Annotated in this window: 14 protein-coding genes and 1 pseudogene; 7 read left to right on the top strand and 8 right to left on the bottom strand. The window is 59.8% G+C overall.

Annotated features, from left to right (window positions below):
* Positions 1–89: 89 nt before the first annotated feature.
* The gene (pyrC, locus tag I8E17_RS00505) at positions 90–1,130 is read left to right on the top strand and encodes a dihydroorotase (protein WP_069611383.1); all 1,041 of its coding nucleotides are present in this window, start codon (positions 90–92) and stop codon (positions 1,128–1,130) included.
* 197 nt (positions 1,131–1,327) lie between these two features.
* A complete protein-coding gene (locus tag I8E17_RS00510; protein ID WP_069611384.1) occupies positions 1,328–2,479 on the top strand; it encodes a GGDEF domain-containing protein in 1,152 nt (383 codons plus the stop codon).
* 37 nt (positions 2,480–2,516) lie between these two features.
* Here the strand turns inward: I8E17_RS00510 and I8E17_RS00515 are convergent, their stop codons facing one another.
* Together I8E17_RS00515 and I8E17_RS00520 are read right to left on the bottom strand one after the other, a co-directional pair.
* Entirely contained in the window at positions 2,517–2,996 is a 480-nt protein-coding gene (locus tag I8E17_RS00515) for an anthrone oxygenase family protein (RefSeq protein WP_069611211.1), read from the bottom strand.
* Positions 2,993–3,467 (bottom strand): annotated as a pseudogene (locus I8E17_RS00520) (hypothetical protein). The gene I8E17_RS00515 and the pseudogene I8E17_RS00520 overlap by 4 nt, the downstream one beginning before the upstream one ends.
* A gap of 100 nt (positions 3,468–3,567) precedes the next feature.
* Here I8E17_RS00520 and I8E17_RS00525 point away from each other — a divergent pair.
* From I8E17_RS00525 to I8E17_RS00535, 3 genes are all read left to right on the top strand, one after another.
* Complete coding sequence (locus I8E17_RS00525) at positions 3,568–4,218, top strand: TetR/AcrR family transcriptional regulator (RefSeq protein ID WP_069611213.1); 651 nt, start codon at positions 3,568–3,570, stop codon at positions 4,216–4,218.
* A gap of 126 nt (positions 4,219–4,344) precedes the next feature.
* On the top strand, positions 4,345–5,043 hold the full coding sequence (locus tag I8E17_RS00530) for an orotate phosphoribosyltransferase (RefSeq protein ID WP_069611214.1): 699 nt from the start codon (positions 4,345–4,347) through the stop codon (positions 5,041–5,043).
* A 77-nt stretch (positions 5,044–5,120) separates the two neighbouring features.
* Entirely contained in the window at positions 5,121–6,047 is a 927-nt protein-coding gene (locus I8E17_RS00535; protein ID WP_069611215.1) for a carbohydrate kinase, read from the top strand.
* A gap of 398 nt (positions 6,048–6,445) precedes the next feature.
* Here the strand turns inward: I8E17_RS00535 and pgi are convergent, their stop codons facing one another.
* Together pgi and I8E17_RS00545 are read right to left on the bottom strand one after the other, a co-directional pair.
* Positions 6,446–8,071, bottom strand: a complete 1,626-nt coding sequence (gene pgi, locus I8E17_RS00540) for a glucose-6-phosphate isomerase (RefSeq protein ID WP_069611216.1) — start codon at positions 8,069–8,071, stop codon at positions 6,446–6,448.
* 174 nt (positions 8,072–8,245) lie between these two features.
* A complete protein-coding gene (locus tag I8E17_RS00545) occupies positions 8,246–9,943 on the bottom strand; it encodes a long-chain fatty acid--CoA ligase (RefSeq protein WP_069611217.1) in 1,698 nt (565 codons plus the stop codon).
* A 348-nt stretch (positions 9,944–10,291) separates the two neighbouring features.
* Here I8E17_RS00545 and I8E17_RS00550 point away from each other — a divergent pair, with 348 nt between their 5' ends.
* Entirely contained in the window at positions 10,292–10,684 is a 393-nt protein-coding gene (locus I8E17_RS00550) for a PRC-barrel domain-containing protein (protein WP_069611218.1), read from the top strand.
* Positions 10,685–10,741: 57 nt separating this feature from the next.
* On the opposite strand, the gene I8E17_RS00555 is transcribed toward I8E17_RS00550, so the two are convergent.
* Complete coding sequence (locus tag I8E17_RS00555; protein WP_069611219.1) at positions 10,742–11,137, bottom strand: VOC family protein; 396 nt, start codon at positions 11,135–11,137, stop codon at positions 10,742–10,744.
* Positions 11,138–11,313: 176 nt separating this feature from the next.
* Here I8E17_RS00555 and I8E17_RS00560 point away from each other — a divergent pair, with 176 nt between their 5' ends.
* Positions 11,314–11,709 carry a YciI family protein gene (locus tag I8E17_RS00560; RefSeq protein ID WP_069611220.1) on the top strand — a complete coding sequence of 132 codons (396 nt, stop codon included), beginning with the start codon at positions 11,314–11,316 and terminating at the stop codon, positions 11,707–11,709.
* A 12-nt stretch (positions 11,710–11,721) separates the two neighbouring features.
* Here the strand turns inward: I8E17_RS00560 and I8E17_RS00565 are convergent, their stop codons facing one another.
* The 3 genes from I8E17_RS00565 to I8E17_RS00575 are packed head-to-tail and all read right to left on the bottom strand — an operon-like array spanning position 11,722 to position 14,578.
* The gene (locus I8E17_RS00565) at positions 11,722–12,471 is read right to left on the bottom strand and encodes an ABC transporter permease (RefSeq protein WP_069611221.1); all 750 of its coding nucleotides are present in this window, start codon (positions 12,469–12,471) and stop codon (positions 11,722–11,724) included.
* On the bottom strand, positions 12,468–13,415 hold the full coding sequence (locus I8E17_RS00570) for an ABC transporter ATP-binding protein (RefSeq protein WP_069611222.1): 948 nt from the start codon (positions 13,413–13,415) through the stop codon (positions 12,468–12,470). The genes I8E17_RS00565 and I8E17_RS00570 overlap by 4 nt, the downstream gene beginning before the upstream one ends.
* Positions 13,412–14,578, bottom strand: coding sequence for an ABC transporter permease (locus tag I8E17_RS00575; protein WP_069611223.1), 1,167 nt, complete (start codon positions 14,576–14,578; stop codon positions 13,412–13,414). The genes I8E17_RS00570 and I8E17_RS00575 overlap by 4 nt, the downstream gene beginning before the upstream one ends.
* Between the last annotated feature and the right edge of the window lie 9 nt (positions 14,579–14,587).

Raw genomic sequence — 14,587 nt, forward strand, 5'->3', positions numbered from 1 at the left:
GTATGGTGCTATCGAAGCGCGATATCAAAGAGCACGATCCCGAAGGTTTTCCTGACGAGATCGCGCTCACATTTCCAGAGGTCGCGCCCATGCAAAAGCTCACCATCCGCCGTCCTGACGATTGGCATCTGCATTTGCGGGATGGAGCCATGCTGGAAGGCGTAATCGCTGATACGTCCAGGCATTTCGCCCGCGCCATCATCATGCCCAATCTCGTGCCACCGGTCGTGACCACGGCGGATGCGACTGCCTATCGCGAGCGTATTCTGAAGGCATTGCCACCGGGCGATCGCTTCCAGCCATTGATGACGCTCTACCTCACCGAGCAGACCAGCCCCGACGACGTCGAAGAGGGTAAGAAGAGCGGCCTTATCACCGCCGTCAAACTCTATCCTGCCGGCGCGACGACCAACTCGCATGGCGGCGTGCGCGATCTGAACAAGGCAATGCCGGTGCTGGAGCGCATGGCGAAGATCGGTCTGCCGCTCTGCGTTCATGGCGAGGTCACGACGCCGGAGGTGGATATTTTCGATCGCGAGGCCGTGTTCATCGAAACCGTGCTCGATCCCTTGCGCCAGCGCTTGCCGGAACTGAAGGTCACGATGGAGCATGTGACCACGTCAGATGGCATCAACTACATTAAATCGGCAAAGGCCAACCTCGCCGGCTCGATCACGACGCATCACCTGATCATCAACCGCAACGCCATCCTCGTCGGCGGCATCCGCCCGCATTATTATTGCCTGCCGGTCGCCAAGCGCGAAAGCCATCGCCTGGCGCTGCGTGCGGCCGCAACCAGCGGCGATACGAGATTCTTCCTCGGCACGGATTCGGCTCCGCATGTCGATCCGCTGAAGGAATGCGCCTGTGGCTGCGCCGGCATTTATACATCGATCAACACCATGAGCTGTCTTGCCCATGTCTTCGAGCAGGAAGGCGCGCTGGACAGGCTCGAAGCCTTTGCTTCGCTGAACGGCCCAGCCTGGTACGGCCTGCCGGTCAACGAGGACAGTATTACCCTCGTGCGCCGGCCCGAGGCTGTAACCTTCCCGGCAAAGATCGAAACCGGTGCCGGTCCGGTCACCGTCTTCGACCCGATGTTCCCTTTGCACTGGGACGTCGAGATTTAATTTCAGATTAATCTACATAAGTAAATATAAATATATAAGACGTATTGCGACACTCCATTGGTGTATGCCGGGATTTGAAACGTATATTTTGTTGAAATACATTTTCTTTATTATTTGCCGTAACTAATTTGATACCCCTGACGGCCTAGCGTGGCAGCAATCCCCTGCGGTAGAAACCCAACCGTTGAAAGAGCATGATGCTGGTCGATTACAACTCGCTTCTTCTGGCCCTCGGCGTTTCCGCCTCATGCCTGGCGGTCACGTTGGTCGGAAGCTGGTTTTCGCGTCGGCCCGATACCTTCCTCCTGACGTGTTCTGCCGGTCTTGTGCCTATCGTCGGTGGCATCTTCACCTATGGCGCCTATGTTGACCATCCCAGGCCGATTTTCGCCATTTCGACGTTCGTCTTATTCTTCCTCGGCTTCGCGACGATATGGGTGGCAGGTTATCAGTTTCGCACGGGTCGCCTTTCCAAGATCCGCTTTGCCCTTGGTTGCTTGTCTGGCATGACAGTATCGATCGGACCGATGCTTGTCGGTTACGACGGTCTGGCTTTCATCGCTGATAATCTTGTCATCTGCGTGCTGCTGCTCCTCACGGCACGCGAATATTGGCTCAGCCGGCGCGAGGCGCCGACGCCGCTTTACGGCATTACGGCGCTTTACACGCTGACGGCTATTTCCTTTGTCTTATGCGCGGCCGTGCTGATCACCGATGGTAAGCTCGTGCTCGGTCATGCGCCGGATAATTGGGCGGAGGATGTCAGCCTCGCCGTCTGCATCGCCGGAATGACCGGGATCGGGGCTCTGTCCCTCGCTTTGCACCAGTGGCGCCAAGCAGCATTTCATCGTCAGGAGGCGATCACCGATGCCCTGACCGGGCTGCTCAATCGCCGCGCGCTGTTCGATCTCTACGGCCGCCGGTCCTTCGGTCCCTCGATGGCTGTCATCATTTTCGACATAGACCGCTTTAAGACGATCAACGATCAGCATGGCCATGCTGCCGGCGATCTTGTGCTTAAGCTTTTCGCGGAGGAGCTCTCCTTCGGCCTGCGGTCGTCCGACACTGTGGCCCGCCTCGGCGGCGAGGAGTTCGCGCTCGTGCTCGATAATATGCTGCCGGGCCGGGCCGAGCAGGTCGCCGAGCGGGTGCGCGATGCCTTTGCAGCGCGAGCAATCAGCATCGAAGACAAATCTTTCGCCTGCACCGTCAGTGCCGGTATCGCGACCGGTACCGCCAAAGGGCTCGGCTTCGACGATGTGTTACGCGCCGCCGATAAGGCGCTTTACGAAGCAAAGCGAAACGGTCGCAACCGTGTGGAGGTCGCGGCCTATCTGCGGGCTGTCTAGCCGGTCGCTTTGCCTGCTACCCGATCGTTCCAGGTTTTCAGAACATGGCCTTCACGAAAGCGCATGCGGCGAGCAGCGAGGCGACCGTGCGCACATGGTTCCATCGCATCCAGTCGCTGAGATAGGTCGACCAAAATTGTACCGCCTCGGCTGAATGGCCGTCGATCTTGTCGAGCGCGTCGTTCAGCGGCACGTTGAACACCATGGTCGAAAGAAAGCTCGCGACGATATAGAGCGCGGCGCCAGTCAGCATCATTACGCTGACGCCGCCCCGCCAATGGATGATGGCCATGACGGCGATGAACACCGAAAGCGCCGCTGTGAGCAGAAAAAGCACGATGAAGGGCGAGCGCACGATCGTAACGTTGATCGATTGCATGGCGGCAATTCCTTGATCGACCGGAAGGCGGGCGAGGGACTGCATAACGAACGTCGAAAAAGCGAAGTAGACGCCGGCGAGAAGCCCGCTGCAGAGTGCTGCGATGACGAGGGCGATATTCGTGATCGGAAAGGTCATGACTGGACACTCCAGATGCCGGTTGCGGCGGTTTCACGGGCGTGGTTGGAAAGATCTTTAGGCTGTCGGCCAAGGATCTGGTTTATGCCGGCCATGACAGGCGAATTGCGGCCATCAAGAACCTGCGTGAAAAGCTCATGCAGAAGGTCCGTCGTCTCTCGCGGCAGGCCGGAGGCGGTCATCTCGGCGATGAAGGCGTCGATCGGAACAGTTTCGTATTCGATGAGCCTGTTCGAAGCCGTCCCGATTTCGGAAACCGCCTGGCGGAAGGTTAAAGCGCGGGGTCCCGTCAGTTCGTAGGTTTGATTGCGGTGACGCGGATCGCCATGTGCTGCGGTCCTGCCAATCGAAGCGTGGTGTCGTTGAGCGGGAGGCCGCGCGAGCCGTGATGCCACGCTCCTTCAGCCGCTCGGCGACCCGACCGCCGGTTTTTCCCAATCCACCGATGATGGCAATTGTCGAGATCTGCATTTCAAGCTCCTCCGGCGCAAAATGTGATAAATTCTCTTATTTGCGAAATGTGATAAACTCTCTTATATTGCTTGTCAACAGGGCACAGGCAGGGGATGGTATGGCGCAGGAACCGATCGCGAGACGCAGGCGCAGCAAGGATGAGGCGGGCACACCGCGACGCATACCCAGCCAGCAGCGTGGCCGCGAACGCGTCGACCTCATCCTTTCGGTAGCATCCGAGCTGATTGCGAAAAACGGCAGCGATGCGCTGCGCATGGGCGAGATCGTCGAAAAAGCGGGCGTCTCCTTTGGCTCGCTCTATCAATATTTTCCCGACAAGACCGCGATCATCCGCGTGCTGGCCGAGCGCTTCAACGAGCAGGGCAGGCAATGCGTCGAGGATGAGTTGGCGACGATCAAGAGCCGCGATCAGCTCCAGTCCGCCCTTGGCCGCATTGTCGATGGCTACTACGCCATGTTTCTTGATGAGCCGGTCATGCGCGACATCTGGCATGCCACTCAGGCCGACAAGCTGCTGCAGCAGGCCGATGCTGAAGACATGGAATGGCATTCGCAGGCGTTTCTGACCGTCCTAAAACGCCTATGGCCGGAGCGCGTCGATTCCGAACTTGCAAGAACGGCCCGATTGACCATGCAACTCATCGCGGCCGCGGTGCGCTATGCGATTTCGATCGAAAGAGAAGAGGGCGATAAGGTCATCGAGCTGTTCAAGGCCATGCTTCCTGCCGATCTTGGTGTACTGCGCTGATTGCTTCCGCTCGTCCTGCGGGCGGCAGCCGAGAGGATATTGGCAAAAGCTTTCATACGTCTGGAAACTCGGGCCGCTTGCTGCTATTGCCGCTGGAACATTAGCGCTCGCGAAGGAGGCCCCTGCATGACCCAGATGATATTCACCGATCGCACTGTCATGGCCGAGCTGATGGCCAGGATGCTTTGGGAAATCAAGGCGGTCCACTTCAACGCCGACAAGCCCTACAAATTCGCGTCCGGCATGGCGAGCCCGGTCTATATCGATTGCCGCAAGCTGATTTCCTATCCGCGCATCCGCTCGACGGTCATGGACTTCGCCGCAAGCCTCATCGTTCGTAATGTCGGCTTCGAGCAGTTCGATTGCGTCGCCGGCGGCGAGACAGCGGGCATCCCCTTTGCCGCCTTCCTCGCCGAGCGCCTGAACCTGCCGATGATCTATGTGCGCAAGCAGCCGAAGGGCCATGGCCGCAATGCACAGATCGAAGGCGACATGAAGGACGGCGCGCGCGTGCTCGTCATCGAGGATCTGACGACGGCTGGCGGCAGCATGTTCACATTTGTCGACGCGATCCGCGCAGCCGGCGGCATTGTCGATCATGGCATGGCGCTGTTCTATTACGGCATCTTCCCCGAGGCGGTCGAACGCTTTGCCAACCGGAAAGTCAGCCTGCAATACATCACGACCTGGCGCGAAGTGCTCGCCGTCGCCAAGGAGCAGAAGCTGTTCGACGACAAGACGCTGGAAGAAGTCGAGGCCTTCCTCAATGCGCCACTCGCCTGGTCCGGCTGGAATGGCGGCATTTCGGAGCTGCCGACAAACTGAGGCTTTGCTTTTGCATTGAATCTATCTAATCGATTTATGTAACTGGATAAGACAGACGCGCTCTTTGGGAGGCCGGAATGATATTATGCTGTGGCGAAGCTTTGATCGACATGCTGCCGCGGGATACGACGCTGGGTGAGAAGGGCTTTGCCCCCTATGCCGGCGGCGCGATCTTCAACACTGCGATCGCGCTTGGTCGCCTTGGCATTCCCACGGGCTTCTTCACCGGCATTGCCGATGACATGATGGGCGAAATCCTGCGCGATACGCTGTCGGCCTCCAAGGTTGATTTCAGCTATTGCGCTATCACGCCCCGTCCGAGCACGATTGCCTTCGTCAAGCTCGTCAATGGTCAGGCGACCTATGCCTTCTACGATGAAGGCACGGCCGGCCGCATGATCACTGAAGCCGATCTCCCGACGCTCGGTAATGATTGCGAAGCTCTGCATTTCGGTGCGATCAGCCTCATCCCCGATCCCTGCGGCGCGACCTACGAGGCGCTGATGAAGCGCGAGCACCAGAGCCGCGTCATCTCGCTAGATCCGAACATTCGCCCGGGCTTCATCAAGGACAAGGCAGCTCATATGGGCCGCATCGGCAGAATGGCGGCCATGTCCGACATTCTCAAATTCTCCGATGAGGATCTGGAATGGTTCGGCATATCTGGCGATCACGATGAGCTGGCCGCCCATTGGCTGAACCAGGGCGCCAAGCTCGTCGTCATCACCAAGGGTGCGGAAGGCGCAACCGGCTACACCAAGTCGCTGAAGGTCTCGGTGCCGAGCGAGCGCGTCACCGTGGTTGATACGGTCGGCGCGGGCGATACCTTCGATGCCGGCATTCTGGCATCGTTGAAGATGAACAACCTGCTGACCAAGGCGCAGGTGGCATCACTGAACGAGAAGGCGTTGCAAGATGCGCTGGCTCTGGGCGCCAAGGCTGCGGCGGTGACGGTATCGCGTGCGGGTGCAAATCCGCCCTGGGCACATGAGATCGGGCTGTAATCGTTTATCGGCTTTCGGAAGCGGGGAGAGTGCTGCACCCCCCTCTGTCACTGTCGTGACATCTCCCCCACAAGGGGGGAGATCGGTAATTCGCGGCGCTTCATCACCTCAAGCTGATATCGAACCGACTGCGCTTGCTTTATTTGCGGAGCGCGCGGCAAACTCCCAATGATCTCCCCCCTTGTGGGGGAGATGTCAGCGAAGCTGACAGAGGGGGGTACTTTCACGACATATTCGGATAGAGCGTTCAGCCAGCAAAACCCTCCCCTCGAGGGGAGGGTCGGCACGTCGTGCCGAGGTGGGGTGATCTTTGGGTCGTTCCGATGCGGAGAGCTCAATCACCCCCACCCGTCGCCTTGCGGCGACCTCCCCCCTCAAGGAGGAGGTGGATAATCAGCTTACTTTGCCCGGCTTGCCAGCGCAGCCACCAGCCCTTGCGTCGAGGAGTCGTGGCCGGCGGCGCTTTCCTTGCCTTCGATGACGGGCAGCAGGCCCGTTGCCAATTCCTTGCCCAGTTCGACACCCCATTGGTCGAAGGAGTTGATGCGGAAGAGCACGCCTTCGACGAAGACGCGATGTTCGTAGAGCGCGATCAGGCGTCCCAGCGCAAAGGGCGTCAGCTTGTCATAGACGAAAGTGATCGACGGGCGGTTGCCGGCGAAGACGCGGTGCGGCGCGATGAAATCGGCCTTCTTGTCGTCCATGCCCTTGGAGGTGAGCTGTGCCTTGGCTTCCTCGAAGGTGCGGCCCTTCATCAGCGCTTCCGACTGCGCCAGGCAGTTGGCCATCAGAAGGTCGTGCTGGTGGCGCAGTTCCGGCTCGAAGCCGTTGGCGGCAATCATGAATTCGGCCGGGATGATGCTCGTACCCTGATGAATGAGCTGATAGAAGGCGTGCTGGCCGTTGGTGCCGGGCTCGCCCCAGACGACTGGGCCAGAATTGCCTTCGACCGGCGTGCCGTCGATGGTGACACCCTTGCCGTTCGATTCCATATCCAGCTGTTGCAGATAGGCCGGGAAGCGCGACAGGCGCTGGTCATAGGGCAGGATCGCACGCGTCGGATAGCCGAGCACGTTGCGGTGATAGAAGCCGATGAGGCCGAGCAGCATCGGCAGGTTTTCCTTGAATGGCGCCTGGCGGAAATGGTTGTCCATCGCATGCGCGCCATCGAGGAACTTGCCGAAGTTTTCCGGGCCGATCGCGATCATCAGGGGCAGGCCGATCGCCGACCAGATCGAATAGCGGCCGCCAACCCAATCCCAGAAGCCGAAGACGCGCTCGCTGTCGATGCCGAAGGCGGCGACCTTGTCGAGCGCCGTCGAAACGGCGGCAAAGTGGTGCTGCACGGCGGCTTCGCCGAGCGCGTCGGCGATGAACTTGCGCGCCGTCTGGGCGTTCGTCATCGTCTCGATAGTCGTGAAGGTCTTCGAAGCAACGATGAAGAGCGTCGTTTCCGGCTTAACGAGCTTCAGGATATCGGCGATATGGGCGCCGTCGATGTTGGAGATGAAATGCGAGCGTGGGCCGTCGTGGTAGGGGGCGAGCGCCAGCGTTGCCATGACCGGCCCGAGATCGGAGCCGCCGATGCCGATGTTGATGACATCGGTGATCGCCTTGCCCGTGGAGCCCTTGAGCGCGCCCGAGCGGATGCCGTCGGCAAACTTGCCCATGGCGGCGAGAACCGCGTTAACGTCGGGCATGACATCCTTACCGTCGACGAGTACCGGCTTGTTCGAGCGGTTGCGCAGCGCAGTGTGCAGCACGGCGCGATTTTCGGTGAAGTTGATGGCGACGCCCGTGAACATTTCCTCGCGCTTGGCCGCAACGCCGCCCTCGGCTGCGAGCTTCTCGAGCAGGGCGAGGATATCGTCGTTAACAGCCGTCTTTGAGTAATCCATCAACAGGTCGTCGAACGAGGCGCTGAAGCGGGAAAAGCGTTTCGGATCGGCGGCGAAGGCGGAGCGAATATCCGTGGCCTTCGTTGCCGATGCGGTGCTCTTCAGTTGGTCGACGAGGGCGTTCATGGGAGGCTCCTTGCGGTTCGCGCTGCTGGCCTTCAAAACCGGGCCAGGCGCTTTGAGATTGGTCGCGAAAACTATTCCCTATGTAGGGCGTAAATCAAGTTCACCTATCGCCCAAAACGAAAAAAGCCGCTCGTGAAAAAACACGAGCGGCTTCCTGAATGACATCGAATTATGTCAGCCGCGCAACTCCTTACGCAGGATCTTGCCGACATTCGATTTCGGCAATTCGGTGCGGAATTCAATGAAGCGCGGACGCTTGTAGTTGGTAAGGTTTTCCGCGCAATGGGCCTTGACGTCGGCCTCCGTCAAAGCCGGATCCTTCTTGACGATGAAGAGCTTCACCGCTTCGCCGGAATGCGGGTCGGGCACGCCGATTGCCGCAGCCTCGAGAACGCCTGGATGCATGACGGCGACTTCCTCGATCTCGTTCGGATAGACGTTAAAGCCCGAGACCAGGATCATATCCTTCTTGCGATCGACGATCTTGGTGTAGCCGCGCTCGTCCATGAAGCCCATGTCGCCGCTGCGGAAGAAGCCGTCCGGCGTCATCACGCGCGCGGTCTCTGCCGGCTGCTTCCAGTAGCCTGCCATGACCTGCGGCCCGCGAATGCAGATTTCGCCGACTTCGCCGAGCGGCAGGGAATTGCCGTTCTCGTCGCGAATATCGAAATCGGTGCCCGTAATCGGCAGGCCGATCGTGCCGGTAAATTCGGGGCTGTCGAAACGATTGGCGCTGGCAACCGGCGACGTCTCGGAAAGACCGTAGCCCTCCGTGATCCAGGCGCCCGTCATCTTCTGCCACCGTTCGGCGACTGGCCGCTGCACCGCCATGCCGCCGGCAAGCGTTGCGGTATTGGACAGGTCGAGTTTGCTAAACTCCGGATTGTTCATTAGCGCGTTGAACAGCGTGTTCAGGCCGGGGAACATGTCGAACTTGTATTTGCCGAGCTCCTTGATGAAGGCCGGTATGTCGCGTGGATTGGCGATCAGCACATTATGGCCGCCGAGCGACATACCCATCAGCGAATTCACCGTCAGCGCAAAGATATGGTAGAGCGGCAAGGCGCAGACAAAGGTCAGCTGCTCCGGGCGCGGCTTGTTGATATAGGCGGATTGGAGCCAGAGCAGCAATTGCAGCTGGTTGGCGAGCAGATTGGCATGGGTGAGGATCGCGCCCTTGGCGATGCCGGTCGTGCCGCCGGTATATTGCAGAAAGGCGATGTCGCTGCCGGTCAGTTCCGATAGCTTCAGGGGCAGACGCGAGCCCTCGGCGATTACGCTCTTGAAACTGCGATGGCCGGGAATGGACCAGGCTGGAACCAGCTTCTTCACCTTGCGAACGATGAAGTTGACAACGTGACCCTTGGCGCCGAGCATGTCGCCAAGCGCAGTAACGACGACATGGCGTACATCCGTATGGGCCAGAACCTGCTCGACCGTATGGGCGAAGTTTTCCAGAACGAAGATCGCCTTGGCGCCGCAATCGCGCAGCTGATGTTCGAGTTCGCGTGGCGTGTAGAGCGGGTTGACGTTGACGACGACCAGCCCGGCGCGAAGAATGCCATAAACTGCGATCGGATTTTGCAGCACGTTCGGCATCATGACGGCAACGCGATCACCCTTCTGCAGGCCGAGGCTTTGCAGCCAGGCGGCAATCTTGCACGTCTGCAGATCGAGATCGCGATAGGTGATGGATTTGCCCATGCTGGTGAAGGCGGGTCTGTCGGCATAGCGCGCGCAGCTTTCCTCCAGCAGTTCGGCGAGCGATGCATGTTCCAGCGGCGGCAGCTCTGCCGGTACGATATCCGGATAGGAGGCGAGCCATATTTTCTTGACCTGCGGTCTATCCGAAGGAGCGGAGACTGAATTCATGCGCATTTCCTCCTCTACGCACCATCACCACGCCCCGCCGTCATATGCGGCGGCTATGCAGAGTGTCATTGGACGATCAAAAAGTCTCCCGCTTTTCACATCGCCGCAGTCTTTGCTCTCAACGAAATCATTGGAGCGCAACCGAAGCTACAATAACCTTGACGTAAACGTCAATAATCGTCTTGCGCTCACGTTTTTTTACAATGCTGAAAAAAGTACTGGAACTTTTATGACAACGGAGCGTTAATAGTGCCGTGGGTTTAAACCCATCGGAGCATCGTGCTGCCCCAAAGAGCAGATCGGACGCTCCCTAGTTTATGTGACGCGTATCCAAAAGGAGGTGCGCATATGCATAAAGAGAGTGCCGATTTTTCGGGTCGTGACCTTTACATCAAGGACATGTCGATGCTGGTCGCCTGCGATCGCGTCGAAGGGTCGAGAGTATACGGCTCGGACGGCAAACAGATTGGTCATATTGAGCGGCTGATGCTGGAAAAAAGTGATGGACGCATCGCTTTCGTCATTCTGAGCTTCGGCGGTTTCTTCGGCATCGGTCAGGAGCACTACCGGCTGCCGTGGGAGAAGCTGCGCTACGATGCCCACATTGATGGCTATCGCGTCAGCATGACCAAGAACGACATCGAAAAGGCGTGCCGCTTCGCCGTCAAGGACGACCACGACCATAAGAATCATGGCCACAAGAGCCACGATTATTTTGGCGTGCCGCCCTACTGGATGTGAGCGCGCTGGCGGAACTGCCGGATGCCCCGCCGATGCGGGGCTCGCTCCTTGTTTGGGCTAGTTGAACCGCCCAAGCCTTTGCACCACCTCGATCTTGTAACCATCGGGGTCGGTGACGAAGAACAGCAATGCAAAAAGCTTCCCATCACGATTGAGTTCGATGATCTTGCCGGGGTTGAGCCCGAGTTTGGTCATGCGCGCATGCTCATCCTTCAGTTCTGAGACCGAAACTGCGAGGTGGCCATAGGCATCCCCTTGCGCATAAGGCTCGATGCGGCCCTGATTGACAGTCAATTCGAGTTCGAACCCGGTCTCGGCATTGCTGAGATAGATTAGGGTGAAGGTCTCGAAGGCAATCCGGTCGGCAACCTTCAGGCCGAGAGCCTTGTCGTAGAATTCGATCGAGCGCGCCTCGTCCAGCACGCGGATCATCGAGTGAATCATCTTGGCCATCGGTGCCTCCATAAATCAGCGGGACATATCATTGCAGCCAATGCCATCGGTAGCCAGTGAAGGCAAGTATGGGGAAACTCGACATATCTCCAGCCGGGCATAGATCCGGTGTTCCCGGATTGCGATCGGTCTGCTTAACTCCTGGCGCTCAAGCATAGGGCTCAAGGGGAGAATCCATGTACTACGCCATTCTGGCCTACCACGAGGAAAGTATCGTCGAATCCTGGAGCAAGGAGGAGGATACCGCGCTCATGAAGGAGCTTTTGGAGATCAATGACCGCATGGTCGCGCAGAAATCGCTGGGGCCGGCTGCGCGTCTCGGATCGACCCAGAACGCCGTCACCTTGCGGGGGAAGGGTGCGGGCATGGTGATCGATGGGCCGTTTGCAGAAACCAAGGAACAGTTGCTCGGCTTCTACATCGTCGATTTTCCGACGATTGAGGGCGCGGTGGAGGCCGCGCGCGAGTTACGCCGCGTCAATCCCACCGCCGTTTATGAAGTCAGACCGATTTCGCTTTACCTGCCCGGCGCATCCTTGCCGTCAGGCGAAGGCAAGGATGGGAAGCTGTGATCGGCGTCGAGCTCAATGAGGTTGAAGGCCGATCTTGCTGGTGACCGACCGCTCGATCATCTCCATGCCGTCATAAATCAGCACCGCCATCAGGCCGACGATCAGGCCGCCCTGCAGGATGAAGGCGGTGTTGTCGTTGATGAGCCCGGCAATGATGACTTCACCCAGCCCCTTGGCGGCGACGGTGGAGCCGATCGTCGCCGTGCCGATATTGATCACGGTCGCGATCTTCAACCCTTCAATGATCAGCGGCAGGGCGAGCGGCAGCTCGACGCGGAAGAGCCGCTGCCAGCCGTTCATGCCCATGCCGTCGGCGGCATCGAGCACCGAGGCGGGTACCTGCTGCAGCCCGGCTACTGTGTTCTCGAAGATCGGCAGCAGCGCATAGAGAAACAGCGCGATGAATGTCGGCACCGCACCGAAGCCGGTGGTCGAGATCGCAAGCGCCAGCACGGCAACGGGCGGAAAGGTCTGGCCAGCATTGGCGATCGCCCGCGACAGCGGCAGGAAGTCGGCGCCGATCGGCCGCGTGACGAAGATACCGCCAAGCACGGCCAGGATCCCGCTTGCGGCGATCGAGACAAGGATCAGCTCGAGATGGCTGAGCGCCAGGCTCGGCAGGCTGTTCTGCGTATAGATCGGAGACGCCCCGAATTTGGTCAGCGGCGCCAGAACAGGTATCAGCCATTCCGGACGGAAGAGCATCACCAGCAGCAGCGCCAGCGCCAGCAGGCGAAAGAGATTGGCGGCGAGAAATCTCATGCTTTGCGGCCCAGCTCGATCAGGTGCTGGATCGAGATCGAGCCAACGGGCACCTTGCGCTCGTCCTCGACAGCGGCCTCGTCCTTGCCTTGCCAGATCAGTTCGGCTAGGGCGTCACGAAGATTGAGGGTCTGCGGCAGGCTGTAGCCGAGGCCGGCCCGCGGCGGCTGCATGCTTTCCTTCAGCGGAAGCAGCGACATCAGCTTCAAGGCACGGTCGGATGTGCCGGTCAGCTGCTGCACGAAGGGATCGGCCGGCTCGGTCAGGATCTTCTCAGGCTCGGAACATTGCAGCAGCTTGCCGCCGCTCATGACGGCGATCTGGTCGCCGAGATGAAAGGCCTCGTCCATATCATGGGTGACGAGGACGATGGTCGTGCCGAACTGCTTCTGGATGGCGAGCAGGTCGTCCTGCGCCTTGCCGCGGATGACCGGGTCGAGTGCGCCGAAGGGCTCGTCCATCAGCAGCAATTCCGGTTCCGCTGCAAGCGCGCGTGCGACGCCGACGCGCTGCTGCTGGCCACCGGAAAGCTGGCTTGGATATTTGCCGGCAAAGGTGCCGGGATCGAGATGGAAGAGGTTGAGGAGCTCTTCGACACGGCCGTCGATGCGCGTCTTTTCCCAGCCGAGCAGCTCGGGGACGGTAGCGATATTCTGCGCAACGGTGCGATGCGGAAAGAGCCCGTGCCCCTGAATGGCATAGCCGATACGGCGGCGAAGCTCGGTCGCCGGCACATTCATGATGTCCTCGCCGGCAACGGAGATGTGGCCCCCCGATATCGGCACCAGCCGGTTGATCATGCGCATCAGCGTCGATTTGCCGGAGCCGGAAGTGCCGACGATGACGGTGATCGTGCCCTTCTCCATGCTCATACTGACATTGTCGACGACCGTTGCGTTGCCATACCGCTTGGTGACGCCCTTGAGCTCGATCATGCTGGTCATGCGCGTTGTCCCCGGATGCTGTCGATGACCGCATCGAGGATGACGGCCGATGAGAAGGCGAGAAAGACCGTCGGCACGGCGCCGAGCAGCACGAGGTCATTGGCTGTCTGGCCGATGCCCTGGAAGATGAAGAGGCCGAAGCCGCCGCCGCCGATCAATGCCGCCACGGTCACGAGGCCGATCGCCTGCACCAGCACGATACGGATGCCCGTGAGAATGACGGGAAAGGCGAGCGGCAGGTCGATGCCGGTCAGGATCTGCCGGCGCGTCAGGCCCATGCCTGCGGCGGAATCGCGCACGGAAGGATCGACGCCGGCAAGGCCGACGACGGTGTTGGCGACGATCGGCAGCAGCGAATAGATGACAAGCGCCACCAGCGCCGGCGCCACGCCAATGCCTTTGACACCGATCTCGGCGGCGAAAGGCACGTTGGCGGCGATATAGCCGAGCGGCAGCATGAGAATGCCGAAGAGGGCAAGGCTGGGGATGGTCTGCACCAGGCTCAGCGCCCGCAGTACCACGGCCCGGATGCCAGGTTGCCAATAACAGAAGATGCCGAGCGGCAGCGCCAGCACGATGGCGATGGCGACTGAACCCAGAGACAGGAATACATGGCCGAGCGCCTCGTGCCAGAACTTGTCGGCATTGTTGGCGTATTCTTTCATGATCGAGAGATTGTTGAGCAGGCCGGAGCGCAGGACGATGGCAAGCAGCGCTGCATAAACTACCAGCGCTGCGACCCGCAGCCAAGGTGTCAGCCGCAGCTTGACCAGCGCATCCGAAATCATCAATCCCACTACGGCGAGCAGCACCCAGAAGCAGCCGCCGGGCGTAATACGTGCCACGGTGCTGCCCGCAGGCGTCGCGGCCGTCGAGACCAGTCCGAGGGTCACGATCAGCATGGCGATCGCGAGTGTTGCGATCCCGAGGCGAATGACCTGGTTGCGCAGGAAAAGCGCGGCGAGCGCGGCTGCGGCCAGAAGGACGAGCAGGCATAGCGCGGACGGCTGGGCAATGAGCTGCGTCAGCAGTTGTGGCTTGCCGGCGGCGATGCGGTTTGCCTTGACGATGATGAACGGCATCCAGGCCGTTGCCAGCACGCCGCCGGCCACCAATACCACTCCGAGACGGTCCACTCTGCGGACCGCTAGCGCATCTTCCATCAGGCAAGC

This window comes from Rhizobium sp. AB2/73, from assembly GCF_020871915.1.
Taxonomy (GTDB): domain Bacteria; phylum Pseudomonadota; class Alphaproteobacteria; order Rhizobiales; family Rhizobiaceae; genus Rhizobium; species Rhizobium dioscoreae.

Coding starts and splice junctions, on each gene's coding strand:
- pgi (WP_069611216.1), bottom strand. CDS start 8,071: ATGAACGCCCTCGTCGACCAACTGAAGAGCACCGCATCGGCAACGAAG.
- I8E17_RS00510 (WP_069611384.1), top strand. CDS start 1,328: ATGCTGGTCGATTACAACTCGCTTCTTCTGGCCCTCGGCGTTTCCGCC.
- I8E17_RS00535 (WP_069611215.1), top strand. CDS start 5,121: ATGATATTATGCTGTGGCGAAGCTTTGATCGACATGCTGCCGCGGGAT.
- I8E17_RS00555 (WP_069611219.1), bottom strand. CDS start 11,137: ATGGCCAAGATGATTCACTCGATGATCCGCGTGCTGGACGAGGCGCGC.
- I8E17_RS00570 (WP_069611222.1), bottom strand. CDS start 13,415: ATGACCAGCATGATCGAGCTCAAGGGCGTCACCAAGCGGTATGGCAAC.
- I8E17_RS00515 (WP_069611211.1), bottom strand. CDS start 2,996: ATGACCTTTCCGATCACGAATATCGCCCTCGTCATCGCAGCACTCTGC.
- I8E17_RS00560 (WP_069611220.1), top strand. CDS start 11,314: ATGTACTACGCCATTCTGGCCTACCACGAGGAAAGTATCGTCGAATCC.
- I8E17_RS00575 (WP_069611223.1), bottom strand. CDS start 14,578: ATGGAAGATGCGCTAGCGGTCCGCAGAGTGGACCGTCTCGGAGTGGTA.
- I8E17_RS00545 (WP_069611217.1), bottom strand. CDS start 9,943: ATGAATTCAGTCTCCGCTCCTTCGGATAGACCGCAGGTCAAGAAAATA.
- I8E17_RS00550 (WP_069611218.1), top strand. CDS start 10,292: ATGCATAAAGAGAGTGCCGATTTTTCGGGTCGTGACCTTTACATCAAG.
- I8E17_RS00565 (WP_069611221.1), bottom strand. CDS start 12,471: ATGAGATTTCTCGCCGCCAATCTCTTTCGCCTGCTGGCGCTGGCGCTG.
- pyrC (WP_069611383.1), top strand. CDS start 90: ATGCAAAAGCTCACCATCCGCCGTCCTGACGATTGGCATCTGCATTTG.
- I8E17_RS00525 (WP_069611213.1), top strand. CDS start 3,568: ATGGCGCAGGAACCGATCGCGAGACGCAGGCGCAGCAAGGATGAGGCG.
- I8E17_RS00530 (WP_069611214.1), top strand. CDS start 4,345: ATGACCCAGATGATATTCACCGATCGCACTGTCATGGCCGAGCTGATG.